This window comes from Rummeliibacillus sp. NPDC094406, assembly GCF_044763875.1.
In the GTDB taxonomy this organism is placed as follows: Bacteria; Bacillota; Bacilli; order Bacillales_A; family Planococcaceae; genus Rummeliibacillus.
The window spans coordinates 374,511-392,364 of sequence record NZ_JBIWGZ010000001.1; the positions used below are offsets into that span (position 1 = coordinate 374,511).

At 36.7% G+C, this 17,854-nt stretch carries 19 protein-coding genes and 2 riboswitches; of the genes, 15 read left to right on the forward strand and 4 right to left on the reverse strand.

What is annotated here, in order from left to right; translation table 11 throughout:
* Positions 1-20: 20 nt before the first annotated feature.
* The 5 genes from trpD to trpA are packed head-to-tail and all read left to right on the forward strand — an operon-like array spanning position 21 to position 4,429.
* The gene (gene trpD / locus ACIQ4I_RS01830; RefSeq protein WP_403092258.1) at positions 21-1,049 is read left to right on the forward strand and encodes an anthranilate phosphoribosyltransferase; all 1,029 of its coding nucleotides are present in this window, start codon (positions 21-23) and stop codon (positions 1,047-1,049) included.
* Positions 1,046-1,837 (forward strand): indole-3-glycerol phosphate synthase TrpC, encoded by a 792-nt coding sequence (trpC, locus tag ACIQ4I_RS01835; RefSeq protein WP_403092260.1) that lies wholly within the window; start codon positions 1,046-1,048, stop codon positions 1,835-1,837. The genes trpD and trpC overlap by 4 nt, the downstream gene beginning before the upstream one ends.
* Positions 1,834-2,448, forward strand: coding sequence for a phosphoribosylanthranilate isomerase (locus ACIQ4I_RS01840; protein WP_403092262.1), 615 nt, complete (start codon positions 1,834-1,836; stop codon positions 2,446-2,448). The genes trpC and ACIQ4I_RS01840 overlap by 4 nt, the downstream gene beginning before the upstream one ends.
* Entirely contained in the window at positions 2,449-3,657 is a 1,209-nt protein-coding gene (gene trpB, locus ACIQ4I_RS01845) for a tryptophan synthase subunit beta (RefSeq protein WP_403092264.1), read from the forward strand. It abuts the gene before it with no gap.
* Entirely contained in the window at positions 3,647-4,429 is a 783-nt protein-coding gene (gene trpA / locus ACIQ4I_RS01850; protein WP_403092266.1) for a tryptophan synthase subunit alpha, read from the forward strand. The genes trpB and trpA overlap by 11 nt, the downstream gene beginning before the upstream one ends.
* A 470-nt stretch (positions 4,430-4,899) precedes the next feature.
* Here trpA and ACIQ4I_RS01855 read toward each other — a convergent pair whose 3' ends face one another.
* The 4 genes from ACIQ4I_RS01855 to ACIQ4I_RS01870 are packed head-to-tail and all read right to left on the reverse strand — an operon-like array spanning position 4,900 to position 7,571.
* Entirely contained in the window at positions 4,900-5,730 is an 831-nt protein-coding gene (locus tag ACIQ4I_RS01855) for an energy-coupling factor ABC transporter ATP-binding protein (protein WP_403092268.1), read from the reverse strand.
* Positions 5,727-6,518 (reverse strand): cobalt ECF transporter T component CbiQ, encoded by a 792-nt coding sequence (gene cbiQ / locus ACIQ4I_RS01860; protein WP_403092270.1) that lies wholly within the window; start codon positions 6,516-6,518, stop codon positions 5,727-5,729. The genes ACIQ4I_RS01855 and cbiQ overlap by 4 nt, the downstream gene beginning before the upstream one ends.
* On the reverse strand, positions 6,505-6,813 hold the full coding sequence (locus ACIQ4I_RS01865) for an energy-coupling factor ABC transporter substrate-binding protein (protein ID WP_403092272.1): 309 nt from the start codon (positions 6,811-6,813) through the stop codon (positions 6,505-6,507). Before ACIQ4I_RS01865 ends, cbiQ begins: the two co-directional genes overlap by 14 nt.
* Positions 6,810-7,571, reverse strand: coding sequence for an energy-coupling factor ABC transporter permease (locus tag ACIQ4I_RS01870; protein WP_403092274.1), 762 nt, complete (start codon positions 7,569-7,571; stop codon positions 6,810-6,812). The genes ACIQ4I_RS01865 and ACIQ4I_RS01870 overlap by 4 nt, the downstream gene beginning before the upstream one ends.
* Before the next feature lie 176 nt (positions 7,572-7,747).
* Positions 7,748-7,932, reverse strand: a riboswitch (cobalamin riboswitch).
* Between the two features lie 238 nt (positions 7,933-8,170).
* Positions 8,171-8,362: riboswitch (cobalamin riboswitch) on the forward strand.
* Between the two features lie 160 nt (positions 8,363-8,522).
* On the opposite strand from ACIQ4I_RS01870, the gene ACIQ4I_RS01875 reads away from it, so the two are divergent.
* The 10 genes from ACIQ4I_RS01875 to ACIQ4I_RS01920 are packed head-to-tail and all read left to right on the forward strand — an operon-like array spanning position 8,523 to position 17,846.
* On the forward strand, positions 8,523-8,888 hold the full coding sequence (locus ACIQ4I_RS01875) for a (2Fe-2S) ferredoxin domain-containing protein (RefSeq protein ID WP_403092276.1): 366 nt from the start codon (positions 8,523-8,525) through the stop codon (positions 8,886-8,888).
* A gap of 20 nt (positions 8,889-8,908) precedes the next feature.
* On the forward strand, positions 8,909-10,582 hold the full coding sequence (gene cobJ, locus ACIQ4I_RS01880; protein WP_403092278.1) for a precorrin-3B C(17)-methyltransferase: 1,674 nt from the start codon (positions 8,909-8,911) through the stop codon (positions 10,580-10,582).
* Positions 10,583-10,598: 16 nt separating this feature from the next.
* Positions 10,599-11,507, forward strand: coding sequence for a sirohydrochlorin chelatase (locus ACIQ4I_RS01885; RefSeq protein ID WP_403092280.1), 909 nt, complete (start codon positions 10,599-10,601; stop codon positions 11,505-11,507).
* Positions 11,504-12,271: a precorrin-6A reductase gene (gene cobK, locus ACIQ4I_RS01890; protein ID WP_403092281.1), complete on the forward strand. Its 768-nt coding sequence runs from the start codon at positions 11,504-11,506 to the stop codon at positions 12,269-12,271. The genes ACIQ4I_RS01885 and cobK overlap by 4 nt, the downstream gene beginning before the upstream one ends.
* Before the next feature lie 11 nt (positions 12,272-12,282).
* Positions 12,283-12,933, forward strand: coding sequence for a precorrin-8X methylmutase (locus ACIQ4I_RS01895; RefSeq protein ID WP_403092283.1), 651 nt, complete (start codon positions 12,283-12,285; stop codon positions 12,931-12,933).
* On the forward strand, positions 12,933-14,045 hold the full coding sequence (locus ACIQ4I_RS01900) for a cobalt-precorrin-5B (C(1))-methyltransferase (RefSeq protein WP_403092285.1): 1,113 nt from the start codon (positions 12,933-12,935) through the stop codon (positions 14,043-14,045). The genes ACIQ4I_RS01895 and ACIQ4I_RS01900 overlap by 1 nt, the downstream gene beginning before the upstream one ends.
* A complete protein-coding gene (gene cbiE / locus ACIQ4I_RS01905) occupies positions 14,023-15,243 on the forward strand; it encodes a precorrin-6y C5,15-methyltransferase (decarboxylating) subunit CbiE (RefSeq protein WP_403092287.1) in 1,221 nt (406 codons plus the stop codon). Before ACIQ4I_RS01900 ends, cbiE begins: the two co-directional genes overlap by 23 nt.
* Positions 15,236-15,943 (forward strand): precorrin-2 C(20)-methyltransferase, encoded by a 708-nt coding sequence (gene cobI, locus ACIQ4I_RS01910; RefSeq protein WP_403092289.1) that lies wholly within the window; start codon positions 15,236-15,238, stop codon positions 15,941-15,943. The genes cbiE and cobI overlap by 8 nt, the downstream gene beginning before the upstream one ends.
* Positions 15,943-16,725 carry a precorrin-4 C(11)-methyltransferase gene (gene cobM, locus ACIQ4I_RS01915; protein ID WP_403092291.1) on the forward strand — a complete coding sequence of 261 codons (783 nt, stop codon included), beginning with the start codon at positions 15,943-15,945 and terminating at the stop codon, positions 16,723-16,725. The genes cobI and cobM overlap by 1 nt, the downstream gene beginning before the upstream one ends.
* Positions 16,722-17,846, forward strand: coding sequence for a cobalt-precorrin 5A hydrolase (locus ACIQ4I_RS01920; protein ID WP_403092293.1), 1,125 nt, complete (start codon positions 16,722-16,724; stop codon positions 17,844-17,846). Before cobM ends, ACIQ4I_RS01920 begins: the two co-directional genes overlap by 4 nt.
* Positions 17,847-17,854: the final 8 nt, after the last annotated feature.

Consider the following 17,854-nt stretch of genomic DNA (forward strand, 5'->3'; position numbering starts at 1 on the left):
ATGAGATAGGAGAGATGAGCATGAAACTAGCAATTGAGAAAGTAATAAATAAGAAGCATTTATATTATGAGGAAATGTTAGATGCCTCTATTAAAATGTTCCAAGACAATACACCTCTTGAAGAAATAGAAGAGTTTTTGTTCGCGTTATCTAAAAAAGGTGAGACGGCACAAGAAGTTGCAGCGCTTGCCACAGTCATGAAATCTTTTGCAATAGAGGTACCTGCACCAGGAGAACGCTATATGGATAATTGTGGTACAGGTGGGGATGGATGCAATAGCTTTAATATCAGTACAACTTCAGCACTTGTATTAGCCGCAGCTGGCGCGAAGGTTACAAAACACGGTAACCGCAAAATCTCAAGTGCAGCTGGTAGTTCGGATGTATTGGAAGCATTAGGAATCCATACTGATTTCACTATTCCGGAAACACTTGAATTATTGGAAAAAGAAAACGTCACGTTCCTATACGCACCAAATGTGCATCCAAAATTAAAACGAATCGGTCAAGTTAGAAGAAAGATTGGAAAACCGACAATCTTTAATCTAGTTGGACCTTTAACGAATCCTGTTGATTTAGAAACTCAATTCACAGGTATTTATCGGAGGGATTTTCTAATGGAATATGCAAACGTTATGAAAATGCTTGGCCGTAAAAGAGGAATTGTCGTAACCGGTTCAGGAGGTATGGATGAGGCATCACTTGCAGGTCAAAATCAGTTTGTACTAGTTGATCATGATGACTTGATTCCGTTTTCATTGCGTCCAGAAGATGTTGGTTTAAACGAAGCACCACTTGAAGCGATTAGAGGCGGGAATCCAGATGAAAATGCCATTATTTTAAGAAAATTATTAGCAGGTAAACGAGATGCCTATTTTGATGCAGTGGCATTAAATACAGGAATTGGCCTATTTTCATATGGCAAAGTTGATAGAATTCAAGATGGCGTGGAATTGGCAATTGATACTATCTTATCTGGAAAAGCTCTCGATAAATTGGATGCAGTGATTGCTTATAGTGAAGCACATCGAAAGGAGAAAATTTCATGACAACAATCTTAGATAAAATCTTAGCTGAAAAAGAAAATGAGGTTCAAAGATTGAAAGGATTAACCTTGCAACAAAGCTTTGAACCAGAAAAGAGACCTTCACTTTATGAAAAGCTTAAAGGGGCTAATCATTTACAAATCATTTCAGAAATTAAACGAGCTTCTCCCTCAAAAGGCATTATTAATAATGGGGTAAACCCTGTAGATCAAGCTTTACAATATGAAAAAGCTGGAGCAGCGTGCATTTCTGTTTTAACAGATACACCATTTTTTAAAGGAACGTTTGAAGATTTAAAAGAAGTAACGCAAGCTGTTCAAATCCCTGTACTTTGCAAAGATTTTATCATTTCTGAAATTCAAATAGATTATGCAAAAGTAAATGGAGCATCCGTCATCTTATTGATTGTAGCTGCACTATCAAAAGAGAAATTAGTATCCCTTTATCAATACGCAACGAAACATGATCTCGAAATATTAGTTGAAGTACATGATGAACAAGAACTTCAAATAGCTTTAGAGATTGATGCCAGAATTATCGGAATTAACAATCGAAATTTAAAAACATTTGAAGTCGATTTACAACATACCGCAACAATTGCACAACATTTCCCATTTCATGAAAATCGCGTGTTGATCAGTGAAAGTGGTATTAAAACAACAGATGATGCAACATATGTTGCTGGTCTAGGGGCAAGTGCAATCCTAGTTGGAGAAACATTAATGCGTAGCGGTGATATTGAAAGAACAATGCAATCTTTACAAGTTCAAAAAGGTGTTGTGACGCCATGACTAAAGTAAAAATATGCGGTTTGATGAAAAAGGAGAATGTAAAAGCTGCAGTAGATTCAGGTGCCGATGCCATAGGATTTGTTTTTGCCAAAAGTAAGAGGGAAGTTTCAATAGAAACGGCTCATCAATTAGCAAAACAAATTCCTCAACAAATAATGAAAATTGGTGTTTTTGTTGATGCTCCTGTTGAAATCATTTTGAAAGCTTATAGGGAAGTGCCCCTAGATTTGGTCCAGTTACATGGACATGAAACGAACGAAGAAATAAAGAAAATGGGAGTTCCTACTATTAAGGCATGTTCAGTAAAAAATGAAGAAGATATCAAATGGGCATTGTCCTATGATACAGATTATTTATTACTAGATGCCCCTGGTATCCAATTTGCGGGTGGAAGTGGTCAGACATTCGATTGGCGTTTATTAGACCATCCAAAATTAAAAAAACGAAAAGTTATTCTAGCAGGTGGATTAAATCCATCAAATGTTGAAAATGCAATCGAAATTGCACAACCCTATATGGTGGATGTCTCTAGTGGAGTAGAAAACAAAGGGCAAAAAGACAATAAACTTATCACTAACTTTATAGATACTGTAAAAAGGAGTGTTTTATAAATGGTAAAAGAATTCAATGAACAAAAACCAGGTCGTTATGGTAAATTTGGGGGCCAGTTCGTACCTGAAACCCTAATGAAAGCCTTAAATGAATTGGAAAAGGCTTATGACAAAGCAATTGTTGATCCTGAATTTCATAAAGAACTACAATACTATCTAAAAGATTACGTAGGACGTGAGAATCCGCTATATTATGCAGAACGTTTAACGAAACAATTAGGTGGAGCAAAAATTTACTTAAAGCGTGAAGATTTGAATCATACGGGCGCACATAAGATTAACAATGCTTTAGGGCAAGCACTTCTTGCAATAAGAATGGGGAAAAAGAAAATTGTTGCTGAAACAGGAGCAGGTCAACATGGTGTAGCAACCGCAACTGTTTGTGCTCTTTTTAATTTAGAATGTGTTGTCTTTATGGGTAAGGAAGATGTTAAAAGACAAGCATTGAACGTATTTCGCATGGAATTATTAGGTGCAACCGTTGTTTCTGTAGATCAAGGAGGTGGTACGCTAAAAGATGCCGTGAATGAAGCGCTTCGTTACTGGGTGACAAATGTTGAAGATACACATTATATTTTGGGATCGGCGCTTGGTCCACATCCTTTCCCAAGAATTGTACGAGATTTTCAACGAATCATTGGTGTAGAAACTAGAAAACAGATACTTGAAAAGGAAGGTAGACTACCAGATGCTATAGTCGCATGCCTTGGAGGCGGTAGTAACGCAATTGGTATGTTCCACCCATTTGTCGAAGATCAATCTGTCAAATTATTTGGAGTAGAAGCTGCAGGAAAAGGTATTCAAACTGGACTTCATGCAGCAGCATTTGCTGATTTAAAAGAAGGTGTCTTACATGGTGCATATATGTATTTACTGCAAGATGATAATGGTTTTATACAAGAAGCACATTCTATTTCGGCAGGGCTCGATTATCCAGCAATAGGACCTGAACATTGCTATTTACATGATATTGGCCGTGTTAAATATTCTTCAGTTACAGATGATGAAGCTTTAGAAGGATTGAAATTATTATCTCGTGCAGAGGGGATCATTCCAGCTTTAGAAAGTGCTCATGCAATTTATCGTGCTGCTGAAATCGCAAAAGAAATGCAACCAGAAGAAATACTTGTGATTTGCTTATCTGGTCGTGGAGATAAAGATGTTGAGACAGTAAGAGCTGCACTAGGAGGCGAAAAAAATGACGACTAAACCATTACAACTAGCAATTGAAGAGAAAGTAAAAACAGGGCAAAAGGCATTTATTCCTTACATAATGGCAGGGGATGGGGGACTTAAAGCCATTCGTAAGCAAATCTTTTTCTTACAGCAAGTTGGTGTAACTGCAATTGAATTGGGAATTCCATTCACAGATCCAGTAGCTGATGGTCCAGTTATTCAAGATGCAGGAAATCGTGCGTTAAAAGAAGGAGTAAACTTAAAAGCGATACTAGATGAAATTGAGCAATTTAAAAAAGAAGTTCATGTTCCTTTAGTGATCATGAGTTATTTAAATCCAATTCTAGCTTTTGGTATAGAAAAATTCATAGCAAAATGCGAAAATGTAGGCATCGCTGGTTTGATTATTCCAGACTTACCAATTGAAGAAGCAGATATTATCCAATCCAAACTCACAAAATCATCAATTGCACTCGTTCAACTTATTTCATTAACTAGCCCAATAGATCGTATTGAACGAATTGCAAAAACGGCAGAAGGGTTTATATATGCTGTAACTGTGAATGGAATTACTGGTGTCCGAAATGAATTTGGCCAATCTTTAGATGAACATTTACACAATCTCAAAGAAATCAGTGATATTCCTGTTTTAGCTGGTTTTGGTATTTCAACACCTGAACAAGTAGATGAACTTAGTACGATGGCAGATGGGGTAATTGTCGGAAGTGCAATCGTAAAAGCCTTTCACGAAGGTAAAGAAGAATCTATTAAGAATTTATTGCCTAAAGTGACAGTTGGAGAATAATAACTTTTTTGCAGAAAAGGAACTTTCTAATATGCTCTTAACATGGTTGAAGAAATTAATTTAGCACTCCCGCCGTGTATAAAGGTGGCCTCTGAAAAAGTCAATACAATACAATTTTGTGATGCAATTTTTGTTGAAGTGGAATTAGCGAAGACTCCTGCGGGAAAGCGAGCCAGAGAGGCCCCACAGCGAGATTTTCTCTGCGACGAAGCTAGCGAAGCGATGCAGGAGCACAAGCGAGGAGGCTCGTCGGTTCGCCCGCGGAAAGCGAAGCTGATACCACTTCATATTAAAGAACATTTATATTATAAAAATTAGGGTTAAAATCGTTTTTCAGTGCACTTTGCGGTGGTGCCTAGCAGAATAAATAGCAGAATTTTTTTTAAGTAAGAAGGCTGTTCAAAGATGAATTATTAATTCACCTTTTGAACAGCCCTTTTAAACTTGAATTAGAAGCTATTGGGTAACTTTCATTTCAAGTATGCTATTAAATTTTCTTTATCTCTTGGAAAATCTTCAATTTTATCAATTACATTTTTAGATTGTAATACCTGAGCCAATTCAAATACCCAAGGCTTTTCTAAATGAGATTTTAATAACAGTTGCTCTTGCTCAAAAATACCAAAAGGATCCCCATGATAGATAACTTCTCCACCACTCATAACAATGATTTCATCCGCCCATTCATATGCAAAATTCACATCATGAGTAGAAAGAATAATGGTTTTATCAAGCTCATGAATTGTATTAAGCAATTGCAAAATTTGCTTTGCATAATAGGGATCTAGTCCTGCAGAAGGTTCATCTAAAATAAACACGTCAGGATTCATTGCCAACACACCAGCAATTGAAACCCTTTTTTTCTGGCCAATACTTAAGAAATGAATGGGTTTATCTTGTAAAGTAGACACTTCTGTTTCAGACATTGCCCATTCAACCATTTCAGTTACTTTTTCAATGGACCATCCGAGATTTATAGGACCAAACGATATATCTTGACGAACATTACCAGCAAAAAGTTGAGAATCAGGATCTTGAAAAACAATCCCTACATGGGAGCGTAATGCCAGCAATGATTTGCGGTTATATTTCATCGGTTGATTTTGAAAGAGAATTTGCCCGGAAGTCGGTTTCAGAATTCCATTTAAGTGCTGAAATAATGTAGATTTTCCAGCACCATTATTCCCGAGCAACGCAATCTTCTTACCTTTAGCAATTTTCAAAGATAAATTATTTAAAGCTACAGTCCCATCAGCATAACGATGTGTTAAATTTTGAATTTCAAAGAATAAATCATTCAAACTAGAATGCCCCCAAACTGAATGTAGACCGCAATGATTAACAAAATGATAATAAAAATGATCGCCCAATTTCTAGCAGAATATTGGTAAGGATCCTCAAGATAAACCATGGATTCATCGTAACCACGAGAATTCATAGCCATTGATAATTCCTTAGAACGCTGAAAAACATGGACAAATAAAGAAGAAATAAGCATTCCTAAAGAATGCAACCCTCTTTTAATTGAAAGATATCCAAGTCTTGAATTTTGTGATTGGAAAATTTCAAATGATTTCTCTAAAAAAACGAATATGAATCTATACGTAAGTTCGATTAATTCGATTAATAATTGAGGTACTCTACATTTTTTTAATACTTGCATTAAATCATGTACCGGTGTTGTTAAAGTTAAAAAATATAAACAACTTATACTGCTTAACACAGAAAAGAATAACTGAATGCTCATTTTGACACTTTGTGATGAAATATAAACAGACCAATCGAACAATTGAAATTGCCAAATTGCAGTATGAATAAGCTCAGGGTGTCGGGTAAACGATAGTAAAATACCAATCATACTACTTATCAGGAAAACGCCAGGGATACATAACATTTTCAAATAATATTGCCATGGAATTTTAGCTACCAATATTGTAAGTGAACTCATAACAAAAAATGTGATGAGTGAGATGAGCGCATCTTTTACGGTTAATGAAAATAATAATAGAAAAAAGGATAAAACGATTTTTTCTACTGGATGCGTCTTTACTAGGCGATTGATATAAGCATATTGATCAATGAGTAACATGCTTACCTTTGCCTTCTTTACTATCTTCTTTTTTGTGTCTTCCACGTGAGAAGCCGATGAAATAGCCGATAAAACCAGCACCTATAGCAGCTTGTAAACAAAATAATAAACTTTCAATTTCGCCACTTGGCGGTTCCCAAATGCTTGAGAACCAAGGTTTATAGGAAGAATCAATTTTCGTAATTGCTGCTTCAGCCTGATCATCCGATCCACCAAATTCCGCCCCTTTTTGGAAGAACAGTGGCAGAACAGCCAATATAACTACCATCGCGATTAATATTATATTTTTTTTCATGATTGTTCAGCACCTTTTTTAAAGACTTTCAAAGCTTTTAATTCTGCTAAATTGTATTTTTGTAAGAAGTTCATAATCACAACTGTAAGAATACCTTCACTAATTGCTAAAGGAATTTGAGTGAGAGCGAAAATACTGCTAAATTTAGTGAATGAAGCAAAGAAACCACCAACTTCAGATGGGAAAGCAAGTGCTAATTGGATAGATGTTACAACATAGGTACCCAAATCGCCAAGTGCAGCAGCTAAAAACACTGCCCAAGAAAATGAGAATCCTATTTTGGTAACACCCTTAAATACACCATATGAAATAAGTGGTCCTACGATTGCCATTGAAAAAGCATTAGCACCTAAAGTAGTTAGTCCACCGTGAGCTAGCAACAAAGCTTGGAATAAAAGTACTATAAAACCTACAATACTCATTGCAAACGGCCCAAATAAAACAGTACCAAGGCCAACACCAGTAGGATGAGAGCAGCTTCCTGTAACAGACGGAATTTTCAATGCAGATAATACGAATGCAAAAGCGCCTGATAAGCCTAACATCATTTTTGTTTCTGGGTTTTCTGCAATCGTTTTTCTAATAGAACGGAATCCAATTATTAAAAACGGAATGGTAACAGCCCACCAGAAAATTACCCATTCAACGGGTAAAAAACCTTCCATAATGTGCATGGCGAATGCAGGTTTTGGTATGATCAACAGTGCTAATAGGAAATATATTAGCTTCCAGTTTACTAAGTTCTTAAACTTAATCATTTAATCTTTCCTCCATTTTTATATTCAATTGTTCGTGAATTAACGAGATACACCTCCTAATAAACCAAACAGGACATAAAAAAACACTTCTTCCAACAGAAGAAGTGTTAACGAATAGTAAAACAATGCTTTGCAAAAAAGCATAGCTATACTCACACCTATCCTCGTAGGCTGATACAAATCCACACTTTATGGCAGGTCTCCTGGCTTAGAGTCTTCATTATGTTTTTACCTTCCCATCGTTGACAGTGGCATAGAAAAACATAACTCGTCTTTACAGTGGCGGGACCGCGTTTGTATTTCACAAACTTCCCTTTTCAGCTAAATCTCAATATTTAGCACCATAAAGTTTATTGAATTGTTAGATTACTAATCTAGTGTAGCATGGTTATATTTCCAATACTACTATATTTTTTACAAAGAAATTTTGCAAAAGAAAGATTGTCTTAAAAAAGATAAACTAATATAGTATTTAGAAATATTGTGCATAAATTTCAACAGTAACGTTCTGTAAAATGGACTTGAATAAAAAAATCTATTTCAAATTGTCTGGAAATAGTATATGATTATGTCAGTTTTTAATTTTACTATATTATACAATTTCATATTATTTTAAAAGTGCCCTTGTAATTTCACAAAGGGATAATAGGGAAATCGGTTAGAATCCGATGCAGCCCCCGCTACTGTAACATGGATGAAATGATACATACTCACTGGTCGAAGAAGACTGGGAAGAGATCAGAGTAAGATGAAGTGTAAGCCAGGAAACCTGCTTTTAAAAACAGAAGTACGATACTTTTCGGAGGGAAAGGTAAAGACTATAAGAGCAGAATGTCATTTTATATTTGGCTATTTTTCTGAATTATCTAGTTTTTAAACCTTAATTCTTGGAATTAAGGTTTTTTATTTTCCTTTTTTCTCCATCTTATTTTAATTAATTGGAGGTTGAATATGACAACTTGGAATTTATCTGGGATGAAAAGTCATTTATTCATTTGTAATGGAAGTTCTTGCATGAAGAAAGGTGCAGAAGAAATTACGCTAGCAATTCGTGAAGAAATTGCACAACTAGGTATGGATGAACAAATCCATACCACTAGAACACGATGTAATGGCCGTTGTAAAGATGCATGCATTGTAATTGCTTATCCACAAGGGAGTTGGTACAAAGCATCAACAACTGATATTGGCCGTGGGATTGTAAAAGATTGTATAGAGCAACAAAATGAACAACATACAATTTATCGTATGGAAAATGGTGAAATGATATTAAATCCAGAGGTCGCGTCCATTACAGGAATCGATAAAAACAAATAATTTGTAAAGGAGAGGTTTGCATGACATCACAAGGGAAACTTTATGTCGTTGGTTTTGGTCCTGGGGATTTTAAACATATTACAACGAGAGCAGTGGAAGCGCTTCAGGATAGTGATTTTATCATCGGTTACAAAACTTATGTAGAACTGATCCAAGATTTAATCACAAATGACACATCAGTGATTAGTACAGGAATGACAGAGGAAGTTTCAAGAGCTCAGGAAGCTGTCCGCCAAGCAGAAGCCGGAAAAAAAGTTGCAGTTATTTCAAGTGGCGATGCCGGTGTTTATGGTATGGCTGGTCTAGTCTATGAAGTTTTAATCGAAAAAGATTGGACTGAAGCAAATGGGGTACCAATTGAGATTATCCCAGGTATTTCAGCCATCAATTCATGTGGATCATTGTTGGGTGCTCCTATTATGCATGATTCTTGTACGATAAGTTTGAGTGACCACCTAACACCATGGGATTTAATCGCTAAAAGAGTGGAAGCTGCCGCAATGGCTGATTTTGTCATTGCACTCTATAATCCTCGCAGTGGACGTAGAACTCGCCAAATTGTAGAGGCACAACGTATTCTTCTACAATACAGATCACCTGATACACCGGTTGGCCTTGTAAAAAGTGCATATCGTGATCGTCAACATATCATTATTACAAATCTAAAAGAAATGCTAGATCATGATATCGGTATGTTGACGACAGTCATCATTGGGAACTCTTCAACTTTCCTTTATGACAATAAAATGATTACTCCACGAGGTTATCAAAGAAAATATACATTAAATAGCGAGAAGCAAGCATTAAAACCACATCAACGTTTGAGAGAAGAAGCGGAACCTTGGGCTATGGATCAAATGACTGGTGTTCAACGAGTACAATCTTCAGTAAATGAAAAAATTGAAAAAGATGAGAAGCACCAAATAGTTGAGTACATACGACCTCAATCACCTAAAGTAAGCTCATATAATATGGCAATGGAAGCGTTAAAACGTGTTACTGGTAAACAACCAAAAACCACAAATTATGTTCATCAAGATTTTGAAGAAATTTTCGAATTAGCAGTTAGTCCTGGTGTTGCAAATAAAAAATTCACACCTGAACAAATGATGACTTTAGCAATGGTTGTTGGCGAAAAAGGTACCATGGAATATACGCCGAACCATCAAATCGTATTGAAGATTCCAACTTCTAATCCTGATGCGATTACAGCAAAACTAAATGGTGTTGGATTTTTACTTTCACCTATTGGAGATGTCTTAACTTTAAAGGCTTGTGATTTCTGTGACGGCGAAAAAACAGGTGGCATTCCTTATGCTGAGGAGATCCAAGAAAAATTAGGTGGTCTTCAGTTACCGAAAGAATTAACAATTGGATTCAATGGTTGTGGTATGGCTTGTTACAAAGCCGTTACTGAAGATATCGGAATTATTTATCGTAAAGGGAAATTTGATTTGTTCCTAGGTGCTAAGCCTGTTGGAAGAACAGCTCATGCAGGACAACCTGTGGCAGAAGGCATTGAGCCAGAGAAAATAGTTGATGTTATTACGAATATTATTCAAGAATATAAACAAAATGCGCATCCAAATGAGCGACTATTTAAATATTTTAAAAGAGTGAAACAAATACAAGGATTTGTGTACAAAGATATTGCACCCAAAATTAACATAGAACCCGCACCATGTGGGGACTGATTATAGGAGGAAAAATATGAAGGCCATTTTATTTGTAGGTCATGGTAGTAGATTAGTAGCAGGTAATGAGGAAGTAACAAAATTTATAGAACAGTTGAAACCAACTTTAGATCAAGATTTATTAGTTGAAAGTTGTTTTCTAGAATTTGCAGCACCAGATATTGCTCAAGGTATTGACAATTGCGTTGCAAAGGGAGCAACAGAAATTCATGTAGTTCCTATTATTTTATTGCAAGCAGGCCATTCTAAAATACATATACCTGCGGCAATCGATGAAGGTAAAGCAAAATACCCGAATGTGAATATCGTATATGCTAGACCTCTTGGGGTCCATGAAGGAATTTTTGATATTTTGAAAGAACGACTTACCGATACAGGATTTGCTATCGAGGAAAAAAATGAAGATACTGCCATTCTATTAATCGGACGTGGTGGTAGTGATGTAGACGCAAATAGTGATTTCTACAAAATCTCTCGTATGCTCTGGGAACAACTTGATGTACTATCAGTTGAATGTGCATTTATGGGCGTTACATACCCAACAGTTGATGAAGGTATCGAGCGTTGTGTGAAACTGGGTGCAAAGAATATCATCATGCTTCCTTATTTCTTATTTACAGGGATTTTAATGGAAAGAATGCAAGGTATGCGTGAGGGATATGCCTCAACATACCCAGAGGTTGAAGTAAAATTAGCGAACTATTTCGGCTATCATCCAGCACTTAAAACTGTGTTAAAAGATCGTATTGCTGAATCTTTGCAAGGTGAAGTGAAGATGAATTGCGATACTTGCCAATATCGTCTAAATGCGGCTGAATTTGTAGAGCATCACCATCATCACGACCATCACGACCATGACCATGACCACAGTCACGAACATCATGATCATGACCACCACGATCATCTAGTTGGTGCTGAAAAATGATCTTCATGTTAGCCGGTACAAGTGATGCAAGGGAGCTAGCAATAAAATTAGAAGAAAATGGTCGTAAGGTAATAGCAACTGTCGTAACTGAATCTGCTGCTAAAAGTTTAAGTGAAGCTGGTATAAAAACAAATATCGGTCGTTTAACTACAGAGCAAATGACGGATTTTATCAAAGAAAATCAATTTCAAGCAATCGTAGATGCTAGCCATCCTTTTGCTGAAGAAGCTTCAAAAAATGCACTGTCTGCAGCAGAGGCTTCTGGTATTCCATATATTCGCTATGAAAGAGCGAGTCAAACTTTTAGTAACCCGCTAGTAACTATGGTTCAAGACTATGAGGAAGCAGCAAAATTAGCTAGAGAAAAACGTGGCGTTATTATGCTGACAACTGGTAGTAAAACGTTAGGGATTTTCACAAAACATTTATTAGGTTTAGAAAATACAAGAGTGGTTGCTCGTATGCTACCAAGACTTGACAATATGGAAAAATGTCAAGCTTTAGGTGTAGAACAAAAAGATATTATTGCAATGCAAGGACCATTCTCGAAAGAGCTAAATATCGCACTTATTCATCAATACAAAGTCACGTTAATGATTACAAAAGAAAGTGGCAAAGTAGGATCAGTCGATGAAAAATTAGAGGCTGCACTAGCGTGTGGTATTGAAACGATCATGATTGCAAGACCGAAAATACAATATGAAAATATGCATTCTAGTTTTGAGGGAGTTATAGAAGATTTAACTTCAAAACTAACTATCTAGGAGGAAATAAAATGGATTTTAAAACAGACTTCAAACCACTTACAGTTGACCCAGATAAAATTTATGAACATAGCTTTGAAACAATCGCAGAAGAATATGGCCCACATGATTTTACTGAAGATGAGTGGAAGATCATTCGTCGTATTATTCATGCTTCAGCAGATTTTGATTTAGGTCGTAGTGTGATGATTCATCCAGATGCTATTGCAGCTGGGATTAAAGCCATCCGTGCAGGAAAACCAGTTATTGCAGATGTACAAATGATTCAAGTGGGTACCGGTCATAAACGTTTCCAAAAATATGGTGGTGATGTTTATTGCTATATTTCTGATGAAGATGTATCTAAGGCTGCAAAAGAAGCAGGAGCTACTCGTGCCATTATGTCAATACAAAAAGCAGCTCATTTACATGATGGCGGGATTTATGCAATTGGTAATGCACCAACTGCACTTTTAGAACTTATTCGATTAATTAAAGAAGGCGAAGTAAAACCAGATCTAATCATCGGTATGCCTGTAGGCTTCGTTTCAGCTGCTGAATCTAAAGATGAATTGGCAAAAGTTACAGAGGTACCATTTATCACTAATTTAGGTCGTAAAGGTGGAAGTACAGTAACTGTAGCAGCATTAAATGCCATTTCCATATTAGCTGATCAAGCTTAATGCAAAAGAAAAATAAAAAAGACCCATCGCAAATGCGTCATGGCTACACAACAGGCGCTTGTGCGACAGCCTGCACAAAAGCTGCGTTAACGGCCCTAATTACTGGTGAGGCACAAGAAACAGCTACGATACATTTACCAATTGGGCGAGATGAAACATTTACAATTGAAAAGAATTCATTTACTGACAAAGAAGTAAGTTGTGAAACAATCAAAGATGGTGGAGATGATCCAGATGCTACGCATGGTGCTTTAATTATTTCAACTGTTAGTTGGCAAGATGAACCTGGTATTTGTTTGGACGGAGGGATTGGTGTTGGTCGCGTGACAAAACCCGGTTTACCGGTAGCAGTTGGTGAAGCAGCGATTAACCCTGTACCTCGCAAAATGCTCTATTCAACAGTAGAAGAAACATTAGCCGAGTTCAAAATAACCCGTGGTGTTAAAGTGATTATCTCAGTTCCAGATGGAGAGGAAATCGCTAAGAGCACATTAAATGGGCGACTTGGAATCATCGGTGGAATTTCAATCTTAGGTACAAGAGGAACGGTTGTACCATTTTCAAGTTCAGCGTATATGGCAAGCATAGAAGAAGCCATTAGCGTAGCGCATGCAACAGGTAACGATCATGTAGTCATGACAACAGGTGGTAGAAGTGAAAAATATGCTATGCAACAATACGAAGGTTTACCTGAGGAAGCCTTTATAGAAATGGGCGACTTTGTAGGTTTCGCCGTAAAACATTGTAAAAGACTGGGCATTAAAAGAGTTTCTCTTGTAGGAATGATGGGGAAATTTTCAAAAGTAGCACAGGGTGTGATGATGGTCCATTCAAAAAGTGCTCCTATTAACTTCGAATTTTTAGCACAATTAGCAGAAGACGTTGGAGCAACTAGTGAAATCGTTCAACAGGTTTCTGCTGCCAACACAGCTTCACAGGTCGGAGAGATTATGCTTGAGACTGGTAATAAGCGGTTCTTCGATCATTTATGTGAAGCGTGTTGTACATCCTCATTAAATCATGTAAAAGGTGGCCTCGTGATGGATACCGCTATTTACTCGATGAAGGGTGAATTATTAGGAAGGGCTGATGGAATTGACACAATCGATTAAATTAATCGGTATAGGAGACAATGGCCTAGCAAGTTTATTGCCCCAATATGCTACGTGGATAGAAGAAAGTGAAGTCCTCATTGGTGGCGAAAGATTGTTAGAGTTCTTTCCTTATTATATAGGTGAAAAAATCACGGTAAAAAGCAGTTTAAAGAAACTTGTCGAAATTATCCAAAATGAAACAAGAAATATCGTCATATTAGCTTCAGGAGATCCACTGTTCTATGGACTTGGGAGCTATCTATCAAAAAAAATCCAATTAGAAGTATATCCGCATGTAAGTTCTATACAATTGGCATTTTCTAAAATCGGGGAAAGCTGGCAAGATGCCTATATTACAAGTGTTCATGGTCGATCAATGAAAGGATTAATTCAAAAGATTGATGGCCACGACAAAATTGCGTTATTAACGGATGCTGAAAATAATCCTAGTGCTATTGCCGACTATTTAATTCAGTTTGGCATGACTGAATATAAAGCTTTTGTTGCAGAAAACTTACAAGGTGAGCACGAAAAAACAGGCTGGTATTCATTGGAAGATATGAAAGAAAGTACTTTCGCTCCTTTAAATGTTGTGATTTTAAAACGAATTGCACCATCTACTAAATGGTCTCTCGGAATTGCAGATGATGAATTTTCTCAACGACGTCCTGATAAAGGCTTAATCACCAAAAAGGAAATTCGTGTGCTAAGTCTTCATGCAATGCATTTAGAAAAAGACAGTACTGTATGGGATATCGGAACATGCACCGGTTCGATGGCAATAGAAGCTGCAAAAATTGCTCGTGATGGACAAGTATTTGCAATCGAAAAAAATGAAGGTGACCTAGCAAATTGTATTGAAAATCAACATAAATTCCGAACAGACATCACTGCAATTCATGGCAAAGCACCAGAAGGTTTAGAAACTTTTCCAAATCCAGATGCAATTTTCATCGGTGGAACTGGCGGCAATATGAAAGACCTATTGCAAGTTTGTTGTGATCGATTAAATCAAGGTGGTCTAATCGTTTTAAATGCAGCAACTATTGAAAATTTATATAAAGCTCTTGAATGCTTTAAAGAATTGAACTTTGAAACAAGCATCTTACATGCACAATTGTCTCATAACAAACCTATATTAGGGATGAATCGATTTTCACCATTAAACCCAATTTATATCATTACAGCAGTGCGAAAGGAAGAGAAGAATGACTAATATCGGCACATTATATGGTCTCGGAGTGGGGCCTGGGGATCCCGAGCTTATCACTGTAAAGGCTTTTCGAATAATTCAAGAAACACCAGTAATTGCGTACCCTCGAAAAAGAAAAGGAAGTAAAAGCTACGCACAACGAATTGTTGATGTTTACATTCAGCCGGGTGAAAAAGAAATGCTTGGTTTAGTTTTTCCAATGACGAAAGACCAAGCAATCTTAGATGCAGAGTGGCGCAATACAGTAGACGTAGTTTATAGCAAATTACAAGAAGGCAAAGATGTTGCATTTGTAACGGAAGGTGATCCTCTCTTATATAGTACATTCATTCATATGATGAAATTAATGCAAGAACTTCACCCACATGTAGACGTAAAAACAGTTCCAGGTATCTCAAGTTTTAATGGTTCTGCATCTAGATTAGGTATTGCATTAGCAGATGGAGATGACCATGTTGCAATTATTCCAGCACGTGATGACTATGCTGAAATGCGTAAAGCGATTGAAGACCATGATGCAGTCGTGTTTATCAAAGTAGCAAAAGTAATTGACTTAATGATTGTAGTACTCAAAGACTTAAATCTACTAGATAAAGCATCAGTAGTGACAAAAGTAACTTCTGAAGAGGAAGTCATTTGGTCAATGGATGAGTTAGATGGAGTAGAGTTAGAATACTTAACATTAATGGTGGTGCGTAAATAATGAAGAAAATTTATATCGTCGGTGCAGGTCCTGGAGATCCAGATTTAATCACAGTTAAAGGATTACATATTTTACAAACAGCTGATGTTGTTATGTATACTGATTCACTAGTAAATGCAGAGTTGATTGCTAAAGCTAAGCCTGATGCTGAAGTTATAAAAACAGCAGGTATGCATTTAGAAGAAATGGTAGAAACCATCATTGATCGAGTCAATGAAGGAAAAACTGTTGCACGTATCCATACTGGAGATCCAGCCATGTATGGAGCGATTATGGAACAAATGGCATTACTAAAAAAAGAAGATATCCATGCAGAAATTATACCTGGCGTTAGCTCTGTATTCGCATCTGCAGCAGCAGTTGGTGCTGAATTAACCATTCCTGATTTAACACAAACATTGATTCTAACTCGCGCAGAAGGTCGTACTCCAGTACCAGAATTCGAAAAATTACGTGACTTGGCAAGCCACCATTGTACAATTGCGCTATTTTTAAGTGCTACTTTAACGAAGAAAATCGTGAAAGAATTACAGGATGCTGGTTGGACAGATGATACACCAGTAGCTGTTGTGCAAAGAGCTTCATGGCCAGATCAAAAAATCGTTCGAACAACATTAGCTAATTTAGATGAAGATATGCGTAAAAATGGTATTCGGAAACATGCAATGATTTTAGCTGGTTGGGCATTAGATCCATCTATCCATGACAAGGATGAGTACCGTTCAAAATTATATGATGCTACATTTACACATGGTTTTAGAAAAGGCGTGAAACCACAATGATCGAGTTACAAGAAGGTATCATTCCGGAAATTGAACAGCAAAATCCATATGCAATTGTGGCCATTACAAAACATGGTGTGCAACTTGCACGGAAACTAAATAGTTCCTTTATCCATTCAGATGTTTACTATATGAGTAAATTCGAACAAGGAGATGAAGAAGCAAAGCACATTCAATTATTTTCAGGTAGTGTTCGAATGCTTCTACCATCTCTTTTCAAACAGTATAAAGGTATCATACTTATCATTTCACTTGGTGCAGTAGTTCGAATGATAGCACCAATCTTAAAGGATAAAAAGACAGACCCTGCTGTTGTTGTAATAGATGATCGTGGTGAAAATGTAATTAGTGTGCTTTCAGGTCATTTAGGTGGAGCGAACCAATTAACACATGAAGTTGCTCATGTCTTAGACGCTCGTGCTATTATCACCACAGCTTCAGATGTACAAAAAACAATTCCGGTTGATTTATTTGGTTCACGATTTGGATGGGAATGGGATTCTGATGAAAAACTAACTCCTGTTAGTGCATCGGTGGTAAATGAGGAGCCCGTTGCTATTGTACAAGAATCTGGTGAAACAAATTGGTGGCATTTGGATAGCTCTATGCCTGAAAATTTAAAAACTTATGCATCCATTCAAGAAGCATTAAACGCAAAGCCAAATGCAGCTCTCGTTATTACTCATCGAATTTTATCGAAAGAAGAAGAACAAATTCTTAAAAATGGTGTACTTTACCGTCCTAAAAATGTTGTAATTGGTATGGGATGTAATCGAGGAACTTCTGCCGAAGAAATTGAACAAGTTATTCAAAATACGTTAAATGAACTTCAAATTTCGATGAAAAGTGTTAAAGCACTTTGTACAATTGAATTGAAAAAAGATGAAGTTGGTTTATTAGAAGTAGTTTCAAAATATGGTTGGGAGTTTGTTTATTATAAACCAGAAGAGTTAAACGCACAGAATATCGAAGCACCTTCAGATACTGTATTTAAATATACAGGCGCTTACGGTGTAAGTGAACCGGCCGTAAGAATTTATACTGGTGCAGAAAATCTAGAGCTAGTTAAGAAAAAATCTGGCAATACTACGATTTCTGTTGCATTAATGAAACGAGTTTAGGAGGAAAT